Annotated in this window: 16 protein-coding genes; 15 read left to right on the forward strand and 1 reads right to left on the reverse strand. The window is 60.0% G+C overall.

All coding sequences use genetic code 11. The annotated features are described in order from the left end of the window. Positions 1 to 3: 3 nt before the first annotated feature. The 13 genes from AC1DQM_RS12655 to AC1DQM_RS12715 all read left to right on the forward strand — a co-directional run bounded on the left by AC1DQM_RS12655 (position 4) and on the right by AC1DQM_RS12715 (position 14,976). Positions 4 to 678 carry a NuoB/complex I 20 kDa subunit family protein gene (locus tag AC1DQM_RS12655; RefSeq protein WP_007940869.1) on the forward strand — a complete coding sequence of 225 codons (675 nt, stop codon included), beginning with the start codon at positions 4 to 6 and terminating at the stop codon, positions 676 to 678. 72 nt (positions 679 to 750) lie between these two features. Next, positions 751 to 2,535: an NADH-quinone oxidoreductase subunit C/D gene (gene nuoC / locus AC1DQM_RS12660; RefSeq protein WP_018925512.1), complete on the forward strand. Its 1,785-nt coding sequence runs from the start codon at positions 751 to 753 to the stop codon at positions 2,533 to 2,535. Between the two features lie 2 nt (positions 2,536 to 2,537). After that, positions 2,538 to 3,035, forward strand: a complete 498-nt coding sequence (gene nuoE, locus AC1DQM_RS12665) for an NADH-quinone oxidoreductase subunit NuoE (protein ID WP_007905058.1) — start codon at positions 2,538 to 2,540, stop codon at positions 3,033 to 3,035. Continuing rightward, positions 3,032 to 4,387 (forward strand): NADH-quinone oxidoreductase subunit NuoF, encoded by a 1,356-nt coding sequence (gene nuoF / locus AC1DQM_RS12670; RefSeq protein WP_018925511.1) that lies wholly within the window; start codon positions 3,032 to 3,034, stop codon positions 4,385 to 4,387. Before nuoE ends, nuoF begins: the two co-directional genes overlap by 4 nt. Before the next feature lie 137 nt (positions 4,388 to 4,524). Continuing rightward, the gene (gene nuoG, locus AC1DQM_RS12675; protein WP_477746275.1) at positions 4,525 to 7,239 is read left to right on the forward strand and encodes an NADH-quinone oxidoreductase subunit NuoG; all 2,715 of its coding nucleotides are present in this window, start codon (positions 4,525 to 4,527) and stop codon (positions 7,237 to 7,239) included. Further along, a complete protein-coding gene (gene nuoH, locus AC1DQM_RS12680) occupies positions 7,236 to 8,243 on the forward strand; it encodes an NADH-quinone oxidoreductase subunit NuoH (protein WP_018925509.1) in 1,008 nt (335 codons plus the stop codon). The genes nuoG and nuoH overlap by 4 nt, the downstream gene beginning before the upstream one ends. A gap of 12 nt (positions 8,244 to 8,255) precedes the next feature. Further along, positions 8,256 to 8,801, forward strand: a complete 546-nt coding sequence (nuoI, locus tag AC1DQM_RS12685) for an NADH-quinone oxidoreductase subunit NuoI (RefSeq protein WP_007940875.1) — start codon at positions 8,256 to 8,258, stop codon at positions 8,799 to 8,801. A 9-nt stretch (positions 8,802 to 8,810) separates the two neighbouring features. Further along, complete coding sequence (nuoJ, locus tag AC1DQM_RS12690; protein WP_018925508.1) at positions 8,811 to 9,314, forward strand: NADH-quinone oxidoreductase subunit J; 504 nt, start codon at positions 8,811 to 8,813, stop codon at positions 9,312 to 9,314. Between the two features lie 2 nt (positions 9,315 to 9,316). Further along, entirely contained in the window at positions 9,317 to 9,625 is a 309-nt protein-coding gene (nuoK, locus tag AC1DQM_RS12695; RefSeq protein WP_007940879.1) for an NADH-quinone oxidoreductase subunit NuoK, read from the forward strand. Then, complete coding sequence (gene nuoL / locus AC1DQM_RS12700) at positions 9,622 to 11,475, forward strand: NADH-quinone oxidoreductase subunit L (protein WP_018925507.1); 1,854 nt, start codon at positions 9,622 to 9,624, stop codon at positions 11,473 to 11,475. Before nuoK ends, nuoL begins: the two co-directional genes overlap by 4 nt. 40 nt (positions 11,476 to 11,515) lie before the next feature. Beyond that, on the forward strand, positions 11,516 to 13,048 hold the full coding sequence (nuoM, locus tag AC1DQM_RS12705; protein WP_018925506.1) for an NADH-quinone oxidoreductase subunit M: 1,533 nt from the start codon (positions 11,516 to 11,518) through the stop codon (positions 13,046 to 13,048). A gap of 7 nt (positions 13,049 to 13,055) precedes the next feature. After that, positions 13,056 to 14,519 carry an NADH-quinone oxidoreductase subunit NuoN gene (nuoN, locus tag AC1DQM_RS12710; protein WP_018925505.1) on the forward strand — a complete coding sequence of 488 codons (1,464 nt, stop codon included), beginning with the start codon at positions 13,056 to 13,058 and terminating at the stop codon, positions 14,517 to 14,519. A gap of 208 nt (positions 14,520 to 14,727) precedes the next feature. Then, positions 14,728 to 14,976 (forward strand): type II toxin-antitoxin system Phd/YefM family antitoxin, encoded by a 249-nt coding sequence (locus AC1DQM_RS12715; RefSeq protein WP_064618793.1) that lies wholly within the window; start codon positions 14,728 to 14,730, stop codon positions 14,974 to 14,976. 124 nt (positions 14,977 to 15,100) lie between these two features. On the opposite strand, the gene AC1DQM_RS12720 is transcribed toward AC1DQM_RS12715, so the two are convergent. Beyond that, the gene (locus AC1DQM_RS12720) at positions 15,101 to 15,565 is read right to left on the reverse strand and encodes a GNAT family N-acetyltransferase (RefSeq protein ID WP_258612365.1); all 465 of its coding nucleotides are present in this window, start codon (positions 15,563 to 15,565) and stop codon (positions 15,101 to 15,103) included. A gap of 375 nt (positions 15,566 to 15,940) precedes the next feature. On the opposite strand from AC1DQM_RS12720, the gene AC1DQM_RS12725 reads away from it, so the two are divergent. Both AC1DQM_RS12725 and AC1DQM_RS12730 read left to right on the forward strand, forming a co-directional pair. Further along, positions 15,941 to 16,291: a toxin gene (locus tag AC1DQM_RS12725; RefSeq protein ID WP_477746457.1), complete on the forward strand. Its 351-nt coding sequence runs from the start codon at positions 15,941 to 15,943 to the stop codon at positions 16,289 to 16,291. Then, complete coding sequence (locus AC1DQM_RS12730; RefSeq protein WP_007940887.1) at positions 16,281 to 16,595, forward strand: helix-turn-helix domain-containing protein; 315 nt, start codon at positions 16,281 to 16,283, stop codon at positions 16,593 to 16,595. Before AC1DQM_RS12725 ends, AC1DQM_RS12730 begins: the two co-directional genes overlap by 11 nt. Positions 16,596 to 16,597 lie beyond the last annotated feature (2 nt).

The following is a 16,597-nucleotide window of genomic DNA, read 5'->3' on the forward strand; positions in this document are numbered from 1 at the left end:
GCAATGCAATACAATCTCACCAGGATCGACCCCGATGCTCCTAACGAGCAGTATCCGATTGGCCAACGGGAAACCGTTTCCGATCCGTTAGAAGATCAAGTTCACAAAAACATTTTCATGGGCAAGCTCGAAGACGTGCTCAACGGCACGATCAACTGGGGGCGCAAGAACTCCCTGTGGCCGTATAACTTCGGTCTTTCGTGCTGCTACGTGGAAATGACCACCGCCTTCACGGCGCCCCACGACATCGCGCGCTTTGGCGCCGAGGTAATCCGGGCATCGCCGCGTCAGGCGGATTTCATGGTTATCGCCGGTACCTGCTTCATCAAGATGGCGCCGATCATTCAGCGTCTCTACGAGCAGATGCTCGAACCTAAATGGGTCATTTCCATGGGTTCGTGCGCCAACTCCGGTGGCATGTACGACATCTACTCCGTCGTTCAAGGGGTGGACAAGTTCCTGCCCGTGGACGTCTACGTGCCTGGCTGCCCACCCCGCCCTGAAGCTTTTCTGCAAGGCTTGATGCTGTTGCAGGAGTCGATTGGCCAGGAGCGTCGCCCACTTTCCTGGGTCGTTGGCGATCAAGGCGTTTACCGCGCCGAGATGCCTTCGCAAAAGGAACAGCGCCGCGAACAGCGTATTCAGGTAACCAACCTGCGCAGCCCCGACGAAGTCTGATCCAGATCTGCTTCTTTTATAGAACGAGAACCTGGCTTCATTCTTTACGTTGACCGAAAGCGATAAATAACCATGACTGCAGGCAGTGCTCTGTACATCCCGCCTTATAAGGCAGACGACCAGGATGTGGTCGTCGAACTGAACAACCGTTTTGGCCCAGAGGCGTTCACCGCCCAGCCTACCCGCACCGGCATGCCGGTGCTTTGGGTTGCCCGTGCCAAACTCGTCGAAGTCCTGACTTTCCTGCGCAACCTGCCCAAGCCGTACGTCATGCTCTATGACCTGCACGGCGTGGACGAGCGTCTGCGCACCAAGCGTCAAGGGCTGCCAAACGGCGTCGACTTCACTGTGTTCTATCACTTGATGTCGATCGAACGTAATAGTGACGTAATGATCAAGGTTGCCTTGTCCGAGAGCGACCTCAACCTGCCGAGCGTCACCAGCATCTGGCCGAACGCCAACTGGTACGAGCGTGAAGTGTGGGACATGTACGGCATTCACTTTGCCGGCCACCCGCACCTGAGCCGCATCATGATGCCGCCGACCTGGGAAGGTCACCCGCTGCGCAAGGACTTCCCGGCCCGTGCCACCGAGTTCGATCCGTTCAGCCTGACCCTGGCCAAGCAACAGCTTGAGGAAGAAGCCGCGCGCTTCAAGCCTGAAGACTGGGGCATGAAGCGTTCCGGCCCGAACGAGGACTACATGTTCCTCAACCTGGGTCCGAACCACCCTTCGGCCCACGGTGCGTTCCGTATCATCCTGCAGCTGGACGGTGAAGAGATCGTCGACTGCGTGCCAGACGTCGGCTACCACCACCGTGGTGCCGAGAAGATGGCCGAGCGCCAGTCCTGGCACAGTTTCATTCCGTACACCGACCGTATCGACTACCTCGGCGGCGTAATGAACAACCTGCCGTACGTGCTCTCGGTCGAGAAGCTGGCCGGCATCAAGGTGCCCGAGAAGGTCGACGTCATCCGCATCATGATGGCCGAGTTCTTCCGGATCACCAGCCACCTGCTGTTCCTGGGGACTTACATCCAGGACGTCGGCGCCATGACTCCGGTGTTCTTCACCTTCACCGACCGCCAGAAGGCGTACACGGTGATCGAAGCCATTACCGGTTTCCGCCTGCACCCGGCCTGGTACCGCATCGGTGGCGTCGCCCACGACCTGCCACGCGGCTGGGAAAAACTGGTCAAGGATTTCGTCGAGTGGATGCCAAAGCGTCTGGACGAATACCAGAAAGCCGCACTGGACAACAGCATCCTGCGTGGCCGGACCATCGGCGTCGCCGCCTACAACACCAAGGAAGCCCTGGAATGGGGCGTCACCGGTGCCGGCCTGCGTTCGACCGGTTGCAATTTCGACCTGCGTAAAGCTCGCCCCTACTCCGGCTACGAAAACTTCGAATTCGAAGTCCCGCTGGCGGCCAATGGCGATGCCTACGACCGTTGCATCGTTCGCGTCGAAGAAATGCGCCAGAGCATCAAGATCATCGAGCAGTGCCTGCGCAACATGCCGGAAGGCCCGTACAAGGCGGATCACCCGCTGACCACGCCGCCGCCTAAAGAGCGCACGCTGCAGCACATCGAGACCCTGATCACGCACTTCCTGCAAGTTTCGTGGGGCCCGGTCATGCCGGCCAACGAATCCTTCCAGATGATCGAAGCGACCAAGGGCATCAACAGTTATTACCTGACGAGCGATGGCGGCACCATGAGCTACCGCACCCGGATTCGTACCCCAAGCTTCCCGCACCTGCAGCAGATCCCTTCGGTGATCAAAGGCAGCATGGTCGCGGACTTGATCGCGTACCTGGGTAGTATCGATTTCGTTATGGCCGACGTGGACCGTTAAGCATGAACAGCACGCTTATCCTGACAGACCGTTTCGCCCTCAGCGAAACCGAGCGCTCGGCCATCGAGCACGAGCTGCATCACTACGAAGACCCGCGCGCGGCGTCGATCGAAGCCCTGAAGATCGTCCAGAAGGAACGTGGTTGGGTGCCTGACGGCGCGCTCTACGCCATCGGCGAAATCCTCGGCATCCCGGCCAGCGACGTTGAAGGGGTGGCTACTTTCTACAGCCAGATCTTCCGTCAGCCAGTCGGCCGTCACATCATCCGCGTCTGCGACAGCATGGTCTGCTACATCGGCGGCCATGAATCGGTGGTCAGCGAAATCCAGAGCAAGCTGGGCATCGGCCTGGGCCAGACCACCGCCGACGGTCGCTTCACCCTGCTGCCGGTCTGCTGCCTCGGCAACTGTGACAAGGCGCCGGCGTTGATGATCGACGACGACACATTCGGTGATGTGCAGCCTGCCGGCGTTGCCAAATTGCTCGAGGGCTACGTATGACCCTGACTTCCTTCGGTCCAGCCAACCGCATCAAGCGTTCGGCCGAGACTCACCCGCTCACCTGGCGCCTGCGTGACGACGGCGAAGCCGTATGGCTCGACGAGTACCAGGCCAAGAACGGTTACGCCGCTGCACGCAAGGCCTTCGCCGACATGGCCCAGGACGACATCGTCCAGACCGTGAAAGACTCCGGCCTCAAGGGTCGCGGCGGTGCAGGCTTCCCCACTGGCGTGAAGTGGGGCCTGATGCCCAAGGACGAATCCATCAACATCCGCTACCTGCTGTGCAACGCGGATGAAATGGAGCCGAACACCTGGAAAGACCGCATGCTGATGGAGCAACTGCCCCATCTGCTGATCGAAGGCATGCTGATCAGTGCTCGCGCGCTGAAAACCTACCGTGGCTACATCTTCCTGCGTGGCGAGTACACCACCGCTGCCAAGCACCTCAACCGTGCCGTGGAAGAAGCCAAGGCAGCGGGGCTGTTGGGTAAAAACATTTTGGGCAGCGGCTTCGATTTCGAGCTGTTCGTCCACACCGGCGCCGGGCGTTACATCTGCGGTGAAGAAACCGCACTGATCAACTCCCTCGAAGGCCGCCGCGCCAACCCGCGCTCCAAGCCGCCCTTCCCTGCCGCCGTGGGCGTGTGGGGCAAGCCGACTTGCGTGAACAACGTTGAAACCCTGTGCAACGTGCCGGCAATCATTGCCGACGGCGTGGACTGGTACAAATCGTTGGCCCGCGAAGGCAGCGAAGACATGGGCACCAAGCTCATGGGCTTCTCCGGCAAGGTCAAGAATCCGGGCCTGTGGGAATTGCCGTTCGGCGTTACCGGTCGCGAGCTGTTCGAAGACTACGCCGGTGGCATGCGCGACGGTTACAAGCTCAAGTGCTGGCAGCCAGGCGGCGCCGGTACCGGTTTCCTGTTGCCGGAACACCTGGACGCACAAATGTACGCCGGCGGCATCGCCAAAGTGGGCACCCGTATGGGTACCGGCCTGGCCATGGCGGTGGACGACAGCGTCAACATGGTGTCCCTGCTGCGCAACATGGAAGAGTTCTTCGCCCGTGAATCGTGTGGTTTCTGCACCCCATGCCGTGACGGTCTGCCGTGGAGCGTCAAGCTGCTGCGCGCGATCGAGAACGGTGAAGGGCAAGCCGGCGATATCGAGACCCTGCTGGGTCTGGTCGGTTTCCTCGGCCCAGGCAAGACCTTCTGTGCTCACGCACCGGGTGCCGTGGAGCCGTTGGGCAGTGCCATCAAATACTTCCGTCCAGAGTTCGAAGCCGGCATCGCGCCTACCCGCGCCGTCGTCCCGCCTCTGGCAAAGCCGATCGTAGTCGGCGCTTAACGCTTTAAAAAAGGCGAACGGTCCGTGCCGTTCGCCTTTCGTCCGATGACGCCTTTCGAGGCTGTTTGGATTTGGACGGATAACAAGATTCCATTAGCCACGCCCGCTGACACCGGGCCAACGAAGAACTTTGAACCATGGCCACTATCCACGTAGACGGCAAAGAGCTCGAAGTCGATGGGGCAGACAACCTGTTACAGGCATGTCTGTCGCTAGGCCTCGATATCCCTTATTTCTGCTGGCACCCAGCCCTTGGCAGCGTTGGCGCTTGCCGCCAGTGCGCGGTCAAGCAGTACACCGACGAGAACGACAAGCGTGGTCGGATCGTCATGTCCTGCATGACCCCCGCCACCGACGGCAGCTGGATCTCCATCGACGACGAAGAAGCGAAAGTGTTTCGCGCCAGCGTCGTTGAATGGCTGATGACCAACCACCCTCACGACTGCCCGGTCTGTGAGGAAGGCGGTCACTGCCACCTGCAAGACATGACGGTGATGACCGGCCACAACGAGCGCCGTTATCGCTTCACCAAGCGTACCCACCAGAACCAGCAACTGGGCCCGTTCATTTCCCACGAAATGAACCGCTGCATCGCCTGCTATCGCTGCGTGCGCTTCTATAAGGACTACGCCGGCGGCACCGATCTCGGTGTGTTTGGCGCCCACGACAACGTGTACTTCGGTCGCGTTGAAGACGGCACCCTGGAAAGCGAGTTCTCCGGCAACCTCACCGAGGTCTGCCCGACCGGTGTGTTCACCGACAAGACTCACTCCGAACGCTACAACCGCAAATGGGACATGCAGTTCTCGCCGAGCATCTGCCATGGCTGCTCCAGCGGTTGCAACATCTCCCCGGGCGAGCGTTACGGCGAACTGCGCCGCATCGAAAACCGCTTCAACGGTTCGGTGAACCAGTACTTCCTGTGCGACCGTGGCCGTTTTGGCTATGGCTATGTCAACCGCAAGGATCGCCCACGTCAGCCACAGCTGGCCAACGGCGCGAAACTGAGCCTGGACGAAGCACTGGATAAAGCCGCCGACCTGCTGCGCGGTCGCAACATCGTCGGTATCGGTTCGCCACGCGCCAGCCTCGAAAGCAACTACGCGCTGCTCGAACTGGTCGGCGCCGAGCACTTCTACTCCGGTATCGAAGCCTCCGAGCTGGAACGCATTCGTCTGGTCATGCAGGTGCTCAAAGACAGCCCGCTGCCGATCCCGAACATGCGCGACGTCGAAGACCACGATGCGATTTTCGTCCTCGGCGAAGACCTGACCCAGACCGCTGCGCGCATGGCCCTGGCCCTGCGTCAATCGGTCAAGGGCAAGGCCGAAGACATGGCCGACGCCATGCGCGTTCAGCCATGGCTCGACGCCGCGGTGAAGAACATCGGCCAGCACGAGCTGAACCCGCTGTTCATCGCCAGCCTGGCTGAAACCAAGCTCGACGACATCGCTGAAGAATGCGTTCACGCCGCACCAGACGACCTGGCCCGCATCGGTTTCGCCGTGGCTCACGCCCTCGACGCCAGCGCACCGGCCGTTGAAGGTCTGGACGCCGAAGCTCTGGCGCTGGCCAAGCGCATTGCCGACGCCCTGCTTGCAGCCAAGCGTCCGCTGATCATTGCCGGTACCTCGCTGGGTTCCAAGGCGCTGATCGAAGCGGCGGCAAACATCGCCAAAGCCCTGAAGCTGCGCGAGAAGAACGGTTCCATCAGCCTGATCGTGCCGGAGGCCAACAGCCTCGGCCTGGCCATGCTCGGCGGCAACTCGGTCGACGAAGCGCTGCAAGCGGTAATCGACGGCCGTGCCGACGCCATCGTCGTGCTGGAAAACGACCTGTACACCCGCACCGACAAATCCAAGGTCGATGCGGCCCTGAACGCCGCGAAAGTGGTGATCGTGGCGGACCATCAGAAGACCGCCACCAGCGATCGCGCGCACCTGGTACTGCCAGCGGCCAGCTTCGCTGAAGGCGACGGTACGCTGGTCAGCCAGGAAGGCCGCGCCCAGCGCTTCTTCCAGGTCTTCGACCCGACTTACCTCGACGCGAGCATTCTGGTTCACGAAGGCTGGCGCTGGCTGCACGCCCTGCGTTCGACCCTGCTGAACCAGCCGATCGACTGGACCCAACTGGACCACGTCACCGCTGCCGTTGCTGCAAGCACGCCGCAACTGGCGCGTATCGTCGATGCCGCACCGTCCGCCGCATTCCGGATCAAAGGCCTGAAACTGGCGCGCGAACCACTGCGTTACTCCGGTCGTACCGCCATGCGCGCCGACATCAGCGTGCACGAACCGCGTACTTCCCAGGATAACGACACCGCGTTCTCGTTCTCCATGGAAGGTTACTCGGGCTCCGCCGAACCGCGTCAGCAAGTACCTTTCGCCTGGTCTCCGGGCTGGAACTCGCCGCAAGCCTGGAACAAGTTCCAGGACGAAGTCGGTGGTCACCTGCGCGCTGGCGACCCGGGCACTCGCCTGATCGAAAGCACCGGTGATTCGCTGAACTGGTTCGCCAGTGTTCCGCGCGCGTTCAACCCGGCGCCAGGCACCTGGCAGGTCGTACCGTTCTTCCACCTGTTCGGTAGCGAAGAAAACTCTTCCAAAGCCGCACCGGTGCAGGAACGCATTCCGGCCGCCTACGTGTCGCTGGCCAAGTCCGAAGCCGATCGCCTGGGTGTCAATGACGGTGCCCTGCTGAGCTTGAACGTTGCTGGCCAGACTTTGCGTCTGCCGCTACGCATCAACGAAGAGCTGGGTGCAGGTCTGGTCGCATTGCCTGCAGGTATCGCCGGCATTCCACCAGCCATCTTTGGCAAATCCGTTGACGGTCTGCAGGAGGCAGCGCTATGACCTGGTTCACTCCTGAAGTGATCGACGTAATCATCGCGGTCCTCAAGGCCATCGTGATTCTGCTCGCCGTAGTGGTTTGCGGCGCGCTGCTGAGCTGGGTCGAGCGTCGTTTGCTCGCCCTCTGGCAGGACCGTTACGGTCCGAACCGCGTCGGCCCGTTCGGCGCGTTCCAGATTGCGGCCGACATGATCAAGATGTTCTTCAAGGAAGACTGGACTCCGCCGTTCGCCGACAAAGTGATCTTCACCCTGGCACCGGTCGTGGCCATGAGCGCCTTGCTGATTGCCTTCGCGATCATCCCGATCACCCCGACCTGGGGCGTGGCGGATATCAACATCGGCATCCTGTTCTTCTTCGCCATGGCGGGTCTTTCGGTCTACGCGGTGCTGTTCGCCGGCTGGTCGAGTAACAACAAGTTCGCCCTGTTGGGCAGCTTGCGGGCCTCGGCACAAACCGTGTCGTACGAAGTGTTCATGGGCCTGTCGCTGATGGGCATCGTGATCCAGGTTGGCTCGTTCAACATGCGCGACATCGTTGAATACCAAGCGCAGAACATGTGGTTCATCATTCCGCAGATCTTTGGTTTCCTGACCTTCTTCATCGCTGGCGTCGCCGTGACTCACCGTCACCCGTTCGACCAGCCGGAAGCGGAACAGGAACTGGCCGACGGTTACCACATTGAATACGCCGGCATGAAATGGGGCATGTTCTTCGTGGGTGAGTACATCGGCATCGTGTTGATCTCGGCGCTGCTGGTCACGCTGTTCTTCGGTGGCTGGCACGGCCCGTTCGGCCTCCTGCCGCAGATCCCGTTCATCTGGTTCGCACTGAAAACCGCGTTCTTCATCATGTTCTTCATCCTGCTGCGCGCCTCGATTCCGCGCCCACGGTATGACCAAGTGATGGACTTCAGCTGGAAGTTCTGCCTGCCGCTGACCCTCGTCAACATGCTGGTGACCGCTGCGATCGTGTTGCTCAACACGCCCGCCGTCGCGGCTCAGTGAGGATAGAGAATCATGAAGTACATTTTTGACATCGTGCATGGCTTCTTCACCCAGCTTCGCAGCCTGGTGATGATCTTCGGCCACGCCTTCCGCAAGCGCGACACGCTGCAGTACCCGGAAGAACCCGTGTACCTGCCGCCGCGTTTCCGTGGCCGTATCGTCCTGACCCGCGACCCCGACGGCGAAGAGCGTTGTGTAGCCTGCAACCTGTGCGCCGTGGCGTGCCCGGTGGGTTGCATCTCGCTGCAGAAAGCTGAAACCGAAGACGGTCGCTGGTACCCGGACTTCTTCCGCATCAACTTCTCGCGCTGCATTTTCTGTGGCCTCTGCGAGGAAGCCTGCCCGACCACCGCGATCCAGCTGACACCGGATTTCGAAATGGCCGAGTTCAAGCGGCAGGACCTGGTTTACGAGAAAGAAGATCTGCTGATCTCCGGTCCCGGTAAAAACCCTGACTACAACTTCTATCGTGTTGCAGGTATGGCGATTGCCGGTAAGCCAAAAGGCGCCGCGCAGAATGAAGCCGAGCCGATCAACGTGAAGAGCTTGCTGCCTTAAGGAAGAACGATGGAATTCGCTTTCTATTTCGCATCGGGTATCGCTGTTGTGTCCACGCTTCGCGTGATCACCAACACCAACCCCGTGCACGCCCTGCTCTACCTGATCATTTCGCTGATCGCCGTGGCCATGACGTTCTTCGCCCTTGGCGCACCGTTTGCCGGTGTACTGGAAGTGATCGCCTACGCCGGCGCCATCATGGTGCTGTTCGTGTTCGTGGTGATGATGCTGAACCTGGGCCCGGCCTCGGTTCAGCAAGAGCGCGTCTGGCTCAAGCCCGGTATCTGGCTGGGCCCGGTCGTACTCGGCGGCCTGCTGCTGGCTGAACTGCTGTATGTGCTGTTCAGCCACTCCAGCGGCCAGGCCCTCGGCCACACCACCGTAGACGCCAAGGCCGTGGGCATCAGCCTGTTCGGTCCTTATCTGCTGGTGGTCGAACTCGCCTCGATGCTGCTGCTCGCCGCAGCCGTCACGGCGTTCCACTTGGGCCGCAACGAAGCCAAGGAGCAATGACGATGCCTGCTATCCCTTTGGAGCATGGTCTGGCGGTCGCCGGCATCCTGTTCTGCCTCGGTCTGGTCGGCCTGATGGTCCGGCGCAACATTCTCTTCGTGCTGATGAGCCTGGAGGTCATGATGAATGCCTCCGCACTGGCGTTCATCGTTGCCGGTAGCCGCTGGGCGCAGCCGGATGGACAGATCATGTTCATCCTGGTGATCAGCCTGGCAGCCGCCGAGGCCAGTATCGGCCTGGCGATTCTGTTGCAGCTGTATCGCCGCTTCCACACTCTCGATATCGACGCTGCCAGCGAGATGCGCGGATGAACCTTCTCTATCTGACTTTCCTGTTCCCCCTGATCGGTTTTGTGCTGCTGGCGTTCTCCCGGGGACGCCTCTCGGAAAACCTCTCGGCGCTGATCGGCGTCGGCTCCATCGGCTTGTCGGCGATCGTCGCGGCTTATGTGATCTGGCAATTCAACGTTGCACCGCCGGAGGGTGGCCACTACACCCTGGTGCTGTGGCAATGGATGGCGGTGGAAGGCTTCACGCCGAACTTCGCCCTGTACCTGGATGGTCTGTCCGTGACCATGCTCGGTGTGGTGGTGGGCGTGGGCTTCCTGATCCACCTGTTCGCGTCCTGGTACATGCGCGGTGAAGCCGGTTACTCGCGCTTCTTCGCCTACACCAACCTGTTTATCGCCAGCATGCTGTTCCTGGTCCTGGCCGATAACCTGCTGTTCGTGTACTTCGGCTGGGAAGGCGTGGGCCTGTGCTCGTACCTGTTGATCGGTTTCTACTACAGCAACCGCAACAACGGTAACGCGGCACTCAAAGCCTTCATCGTGACCCGCGTCGGCGACGTGTTCATGGCCATCGGCCTGTTCATCCTGTTCCAGCAACTGGGCACGCTGAATATCCAGGAACTGCTGGTCAAGGCGCCTGAGCACTTCAAGGCCGGCGACTTCTGGATCGTTCTGGCGACCCTGATGCTGCTGGGCGGCGCTGTCGGTAAATCCGCGCAACTGCCGCTGCAAACCTGGCTGGCGGATGCGATGGCCGGCCCTACTCCGGTTTCGGCACTGATCCACGCCGCGACCATGGTAACCGCCGGTGTCTACCTGATCGCCCGTACCCACGGCCTGTTCGCACTGGCGCCGGATATCCTGCACCTGGTAGGTGTCGTGGGTGGCGTGACGCTGGTGCTGGCAGGTTTTGCCGCACTGGTTCAGACCGACATCAAACGTATCCTCGCCTACTCGACCATGAGCCAGATCGGCTACATGTTCCTGGCCCTGGGCGTCGGTGCATGGGATGGCGCGATCTTCCACCTGATGACCCACGCCTTCTTCAAGGCGCTGCTGTTCCTTGCATCCGGTGCGGTGATCGTTGCCTGCCACCACGAGCAGAACATCTTCAAGATGGGCGGCCTGTGGAAGAAACTGCCACTGGCCTACGCCAGCTTCATCGTCGGCGGCGCGGCCCTGGCGGCCTTGCCTCTGGTGACCGCGGGCTTCTACTCCAAGGATGAAATCCTCTGGGAAGCGTTCGCCAGCGGTAACGAAGGCCTGCTGTATGCCGGTCTGGTCGGTGCCTTCATGACCTCGCTGTACACCTTCCGCCTGATCTTCATCACGTTCCACGGTGAAGCGAAGACCGAAGCCCATGCCGGTCACGGCATTGCTCACTGGCTGCCGCTGTCGGTGCTGATCGTACTGTCGACGTTCGTCGGCGCGATGATCGTTCCACCGCTGCACGGTGTGTTGCCGGAAAGCGTCGGCCATGCCGGCGGCGAAGCCAAGCACAGCCTGGAAATCGCTTCGGGCGCCATTGCCCTGTCCGGTATCCTGCTGGCCGCGCTGCTGTTCCTCGGCAAGCGTCGCTTCGTCACGGCTATCGCCAACAGCGGCATCGGCCGCTTCCTTTCGGCCTGGTGGTTCGCTGCCTGGGGCTTCGACTGGATCTACGACAAACTGTTCGTCAAGCCATACCTTGCGATCAGCCACATTCTGCGCAAAGACCCGCTCGACCAGACCATCGGTCTGATCCCGCGTATGGCCAAAGGCGGTCACACCGCCCTGAGCCGCACCGAGACCGGTCAATTGCGTTGGTATGCCGCCTCGATGGCTGCTGGTGCCGTGCTGGTAATCGGCGCCGTCGTGCTGGTAGCGGTCTGACTATGAACCTTGCGAACTTGCGAAAGGAAACGAGCCCGTCATGATTCTGCCATGGCTAATCCTGATCCCCTTCATCGGCGGCCTGCTGTGCTGGATGGGTGAGCGCTTCGGCGCCACCCTCCCCCGCTGGATTGCGCTGATCACCATGTCCCTGCTGCTCTCCCTCGGCCTCTGGCTGTGGGCCAACGGTGACTATTCATTTGCACCAAAACCTGGCGCCGATCCGACCTGGGCGCTTGAGTTCAAACACGTCTGGATCCAGCGCTTCGGCATCAACGTGCACCTGGCCCTCGACGGCCTGTCGCTGTTGATGATCCTGCTGACCGGCCTGCTGGGTGTCCTCTCGGTACTCTGCTCCTGGAAAGAGATTCAGCGTCATGTGGGCTTCTTCCACCTGAACCTGATGTGGATCCTGGGCGGTGTCGTTGGCGTGTTCCTCGCCCTCGACCTGTTCATGTTCTTCTTCTTCTGGGAAATGATGCTGGTGCCGATGTACTTCCTCATCGCGCTCTGGGGTCACAGTTCTTCGGACGGCAAGAAAACCCGGATCTACGCGGCGACCAAGTTCTTCATCTTCACTCAGGCTTCCGGCCTGATCATGTTGGTGGCGATCCTGGGCCTGGTACTGGTCAACTTCAACGACACCGGCGTGATTACCTTCAACTACGCCGATCTGTTGAAAACCAAGATGTCGCAGACCACCGAGTACATCCTGATGCTCGGCTTCTTCATCGCCTTTGCGGTCAAGCTGCCCGTCGTACCGTTCCACTCCTGGTTGCCTGACGCTCACGCCCAGGCACCAACCGCGGGTTCCGTCGACTTGGCCGGTATCTTGCTGAAGACTGCTGCATACGGCCTGCTGCGTTTCGCCCTGCCGCTGTTCCCGAATGCCTCGGCCGAGTTCGCGCCGTTCGCCATGACCCTGGGTCTGATCGGGATCTTCTACGGTGCGTTCCTGGCCTTTGCGCAAACCGACATCAAGCGTCTGATTGCCTTCTCGTCCGTTTCCCACATGGGCTTCGTGTTGATCGGCATCTACTCCGGCAGCCAACTGGCACTGCAGGGCGCGGTCATGCAGATGCTGGCTCACGGTCTGTCGGCCGCGGCACTCTTTATCCTCTCCGGTCAGCTGTACGAGCGCACCCACACCCGCGATATGCGCGAGATGGGTGGCCTGTGGTCGAAGATTGCCTACCTGCCAGCCCTAAGCCTGTTCTTCGCAGCGGCGTCGCTGGGCCTGCCGGCGACCGGTAACTTCGTCGGTGAGTTCCTGATCCTGATCGGCACCTTCGCCAGCGCGCCATGGGTCACCGTGATCGCCACGTCCGGCCTGGTATTCGGTTCGGTCTACTCGCTGATCATGATCCACCGCGCCTACTTCGGCCCGTCGAAATCCGACGCGGTGCTGCATGGCATGGACGGTCGCGAACTGATCATGGTGGTTGGGCTTGCGGCACTGCTGCTTTACATCGGCGTGTACCCGCAACCGTTCCTCGATACCTCTGCCGCGACGATGCATGGCGTGCAGCAGTGGCTCGGCTCCGCCTTCACTCAACTCGCTTCGGCCCGGTAAGAGCGCTATGGAATTCACGACTCAACACTTTATCGCGCTTGCGCCGTTGTTGATCACCAGCGCCACGATCATCGTGGTGATGCTGGCTATCGCGTGGCGCCGCAACCACTCGCAAACCTTCCTGCTGTCGGTGGCAGGTCTTAACCTGGCCTTGCTGTCGATCCTGCCAGCCCTGAAAGTCGCGCCATTGGCCGTGACCCCGTTGCTGCAGATCGACACCTTCGCTTGCCTGTACATGGCGCTGATCCTGGTCGCCACCCTCGCCTGTGTGACCCTAGCCCACGCCTACCTGGGCGATGGCGGTACGGGCTACCCGGGCAACCGTGAAGAACTTTACCTGCTGATCCTGATGTCCGCCGCCGGTGGCCTGGTGTTGGTCAGCGCGCAGCACCTGGCCGGTTTGTTCGTCGGTCTGGAACTGCTCTCGGTACCGGTCTACGGTCTGGTGGCTTACGCCTTCTTCAACAAGCGTTCGCTGGAAGCCGGTATCAAGTACATGGTGCTGTCGGCCGCCGGTTCCGCGTTCCTGTTGTTCGGCATGGCCCTGCTCTACGCCGAAGCCGGCAGCCTGAGCTTCAACGGCATCGGTCAGGCCCTGGCGGCCACCGGCCTGCCTAGCCCGATCGCGCAACTGGGCCTGGGCATGATGCTGATCGGCCTGGCGTTCAAACTGTCGCTGGTACCGTTCCACCTCTGGACCCCGGACGTTTACGAAGGGGCTCCGGCACCGGTGGCAGCGTTCCTGGCCACGGCCTCCAAAGTGGCTGTGTTCGCGGTGATGGTGCGTCTGTTCCAGATCTCGCCAGCGGCGAGCAGTGGCGTGCTGAGCAACGTGCTGACCGTCATCGCCATCGCGTCGATCCTGTTCGGTAACCTGCTGGCACTGACCCAGAGCAACCTCAAGCGTCTGCTGGGTTACTCGTCCATCGCACACTTCGGTTACCTGCTGATCGCCCTGGTGGCGAGCAAGGGCCTGGCCGTGGAAGCCATCGGCGTGTACCTGGTCACCTACGTGATCACCAGCCTCGGCGCGTTCGGTGTGATCACCCTGATGTCCTCGCCGTACAGCGGCCGTGACGCGGATGCCCTGTACGAATACCGTGGCCTGTTCTGGCGCCGTCCGTACCTGACCGCCGTCCTGACCGTGATGATGCTGTCCCTGGCCGGTATCCCGCTGACCGCGGGCTTCATCGGCAAGTTCTACATCATCGCCACCGGCGTCGAATCGCACCAATGGTGGCTGGTCGGCTCCCTGGTACTGGGCAGCGCCATCGGCGTCTTCTACTACCTGCGTGTGATGGTCACCCTGTACCTGATGGAACCGAACCTGCGTCGCCACGATGCGCAACTGCACTGGGAACAACGTGCAGGCGGCGTGATGCTGCTGGCGATCGCCGTACTGGCGTTCTTCCTCGGCCTGTACCCACAACCGCTGCTGAACCTGGTTCAACAGTCGGGGTTGGCGGGTTGATCGCTTAAGCGATACTCGGTAGAAAACAGAAACGGCACCTTCGGGTGCCGTTTTTGCGTTTGTGGGATTTGTTACCGCTGCCCTCCCCTCCTTCTGCAATCCCCGAAACCTCGCGCGGGAATGTCCGTTTCGTCCTACATCCAACACTGCGCAATTGGCTCTATCTTGAATGACTGGCTGGATCGATAAATCAACGCGAGAAATAACAATGAACCGTGACATTGTCGTTCCGTTGGCCGAAGCAAAAAACAATCTGCCCAAACTCGTCGATGATGCAGCAGCCGGACAGATCATCACAATTGCCAAACATGGTCGGGCTCTTGCGCGTCTGGTTCCTGTAGGCAAACCCAGAGGTCAGCGGATCGGAGCGATGAAAGGCAAACTGGTGCTTCCGGAAGACTTTGACACCTCACTGCCTGACGACATGCTCGATGCTTTTGAAGGCGCTCAAGAATGAGGCGTCTCGAAAACCTAGACATTGGTGGCCCTTGCCCCACGTTTCGAGTGCCGTTTTTGCGTTTTTAGATTGGAGCTTTCAGGCGCCAAATTATGCAGTGCTACTCAGGTCGGCCCCGAAGCCATCACAGTTTCTTCACCATAGGAACGCAGGCCAGTTGAAGACCGGAGGGGGAATGGTAAACCGCGGGCTCCTCCCCAATGTAACCACAGCGTCGATAAAAGTCGGCGGCATTCAAAGTCGCATCCAGACGGACTTCCACCAGGCCAAGATCCCGCGCCAGATCTTCGAGAAAGCCCACGATACGCTTACCCAGGCCTCGTTCCATAAAGTCAGGATGTATAAAGATTGCGCCGATTTCGCGGTTCTCCGGATCCAGCATGCCTGTCGCCACAGGCTCACCCTGAACGCACCCCAGATAGAAATATTTTTCCATGAGCACACAGTAACCGTCCTCTGCTGCCCCCGATGTCCAGGTCAGCATTTGCTTCTCGGTATAGGCACCGATGCATTGATGTCGGATGGCTAGCCGCCGTATGTCGAATGCAGTCTGGGCATCGCTTTGGGTAGCTTTTCTAATTTCGAACATTTCACTCTCCATCAGCCATGTGCAGACGGAGAATCAAAAAGCCCCGTCCATCTCTGGCGGGGCTTTGGGTAAGACGTCAAATACCAAGCACGTATGACCTTATGGCCCGCCGGAAGCGGTCATAAAGGAACACATCATGTTCATTCGGCGTCGATCATTCATCGGCAGATAGTGCTGTGGATGATCCGATGAGTCAATCGCGAACGCCCCTTCCCCCCGGCATTACCCGAACAGTCTCACCGGACTGGTCGCTTCGTCCTACAGGCGTTTTTACGGCCGGGGTCTACCTTGAAAACGGAGGACGAAAAGGATGGCATCGAAGCCTTGACCTATTCGATTATCAAGACAACACTATACGCAGGTGACGTACAGAACATGGATACTCTTTTTATCGAATTACCTGCGTTTCAGAAACACCGAGACGATTACCTGGATGACGATCTGTTTCACAGTTTCCAGTTGGAGCTGCTGAAAAACCCCGAAGCGGGCGATCTCATTGAAGGCACGGGCGGGCTGCGAAAAATCCGCTTTTCCGATCAACGTCGCGGTAAAGGCAAGCGTAGCGGGCTTAGGGTGATTTATTACTGGTGGTCAGGTTTCGATCAATTCTGGCTGTTCACCGTGTATAGCAAAAACGAGCAAGACGACCTGTCGCCTTCCCAGAAAAAACTTTTCAGACAAACGCTGGATAGAGAAATCAACACGAGAACCCACTATGAAACGTGACATTTTTTCCGAACTGATGGAAGGCCTCGAAGCCTTGGCCGACGAGCGCCAAGGCAAGGTCACGCTGCGGACCCACAAGGTCAAGCTGCCGAAACTGGTACCCATCACTGCCGAGGAAGTGGTAGCCATCCGTCAACAGCTCAATCTTTCCCGGTCGGTGTTCGCCATGTATCTGCGCACCAACACCCGAACCCTCGAAAACTGGGAACAAGGACGGGCAACACCAAATGCCCAAGCCACGACACTGATCCGCTTGGTTGAACGCTTTCCGCAAACAATCGAACAACTCGCAGCGCTGACCTGAAC

The organism is Pseudomonas sp. 01L34 (assembly GCF_056400265.1).

Bases quoted from the DNA above. Each gene is read 5' to 3' on its own strand.
- AC1DQM_RS12655 (WP_007940869.1), top strand. From the start codon at position 4: ATGCAATACAATCTCACCAGGATCGACCCCGATGCTCCTAACGAGCAG.
- nuoC (WP_018925512.1), top strand. From the start codon at position 751: ATGACTGCAGGCAGTGCTCTGTACATCCCGCCTTATAAGGCAGACGAC.
- nuoE (WP_007905058.1), top strand. From the start codon at position 2,538: ATGAACAGCACGCTTATCCTGACAGACCGTTTCGCCCTCAGCGAAACC.
- nuoF (WP_018925511.1), top strand. From the start codon at position 3,032: ATGACCCTGACTTCCTTCGGTCCAGCCAACCGCATCAAGCGTTCGGCC.
- nuoG (WP_477746275.1), top strand. From the start codon at position 4,525: ATGGCCACTATCCACGTAGACGGCAAAGAGCTCGAAGTCGATGGGGCA.
- nuoH (WP_018925509.1), top strand. From the start codon at position 7,236: ATGACCTGGTTCACTCCTGAAGTGATCGACGTAATCATCGCGGTCCTC.
- nuoI (WP_007940875.1), top strand. From the start codon at position 8,256: ATGAAGTACATTTTTGACATCGTGCATGGCTTCTTCACCCAGCTTCGC.
- nuoJ (WP_018925508.1), top strand. From the start codon at position 8,811: ATGGAATTCGCTTTCTATTTCGCATCGGGTATCGCTGTTGTGTCCACG.
- nuoK (WP_007940879.1), top strand. From the start codon at position 9,317: ATGCCTGCTATCCCTTTGGAGCATGGTCTGGCGGTCGCCGGCATCCTG.
- nuoL (WP_018925507.1), top strand. From the start codon at position 9,622: ATGAACCTTCTCTATCTGACTTTCCTGTTCCCCCTGATCGGTTTTGTG.
- nuoM (WP_018925506.1), top strand. From the start codon at position 11,516: ATGATTCTGCCATGGCTAATCCTGATCCCCTTCATCGGCGGCCTGCTG.
- nuoN (WP_018925505.1), top strand. From the start codon at position 13,056: ATGGAATTCACGACTCAACACTTTATCGCGCTTGCGCCGTTGTTGATC.
- AC1DQM_RS12715 (WP_064618793.1), top strand. From the start codon at position 14,728: ATGAACCGTGACATTGTCGTTCCGTTGGCCGAAGCAAAAAACAATCTG.
- AC1DQM_RS12720 (WP_258612365.1), bottom strand. From the start codon at position 15,565: ATGTTCGAAATTAGAAAAGCTACCCAAAGCGATGCCCAGACTGCATTC.
- AC1DQM_RS12725 (WP_477746457.1), top strand. From the start codon at position 15,941: ATGGATACTCTTTTTATCGAATTACCTGCGTTTCAGAAACACCGAGAC.
- AC1DQM_RS12730 (WP_007940887.1), top strand. From the start codon at position 16,281: ATGAAACGTGACATTTTTTCCGAACTGATGGAAGGCCTCGAAGCCTTG.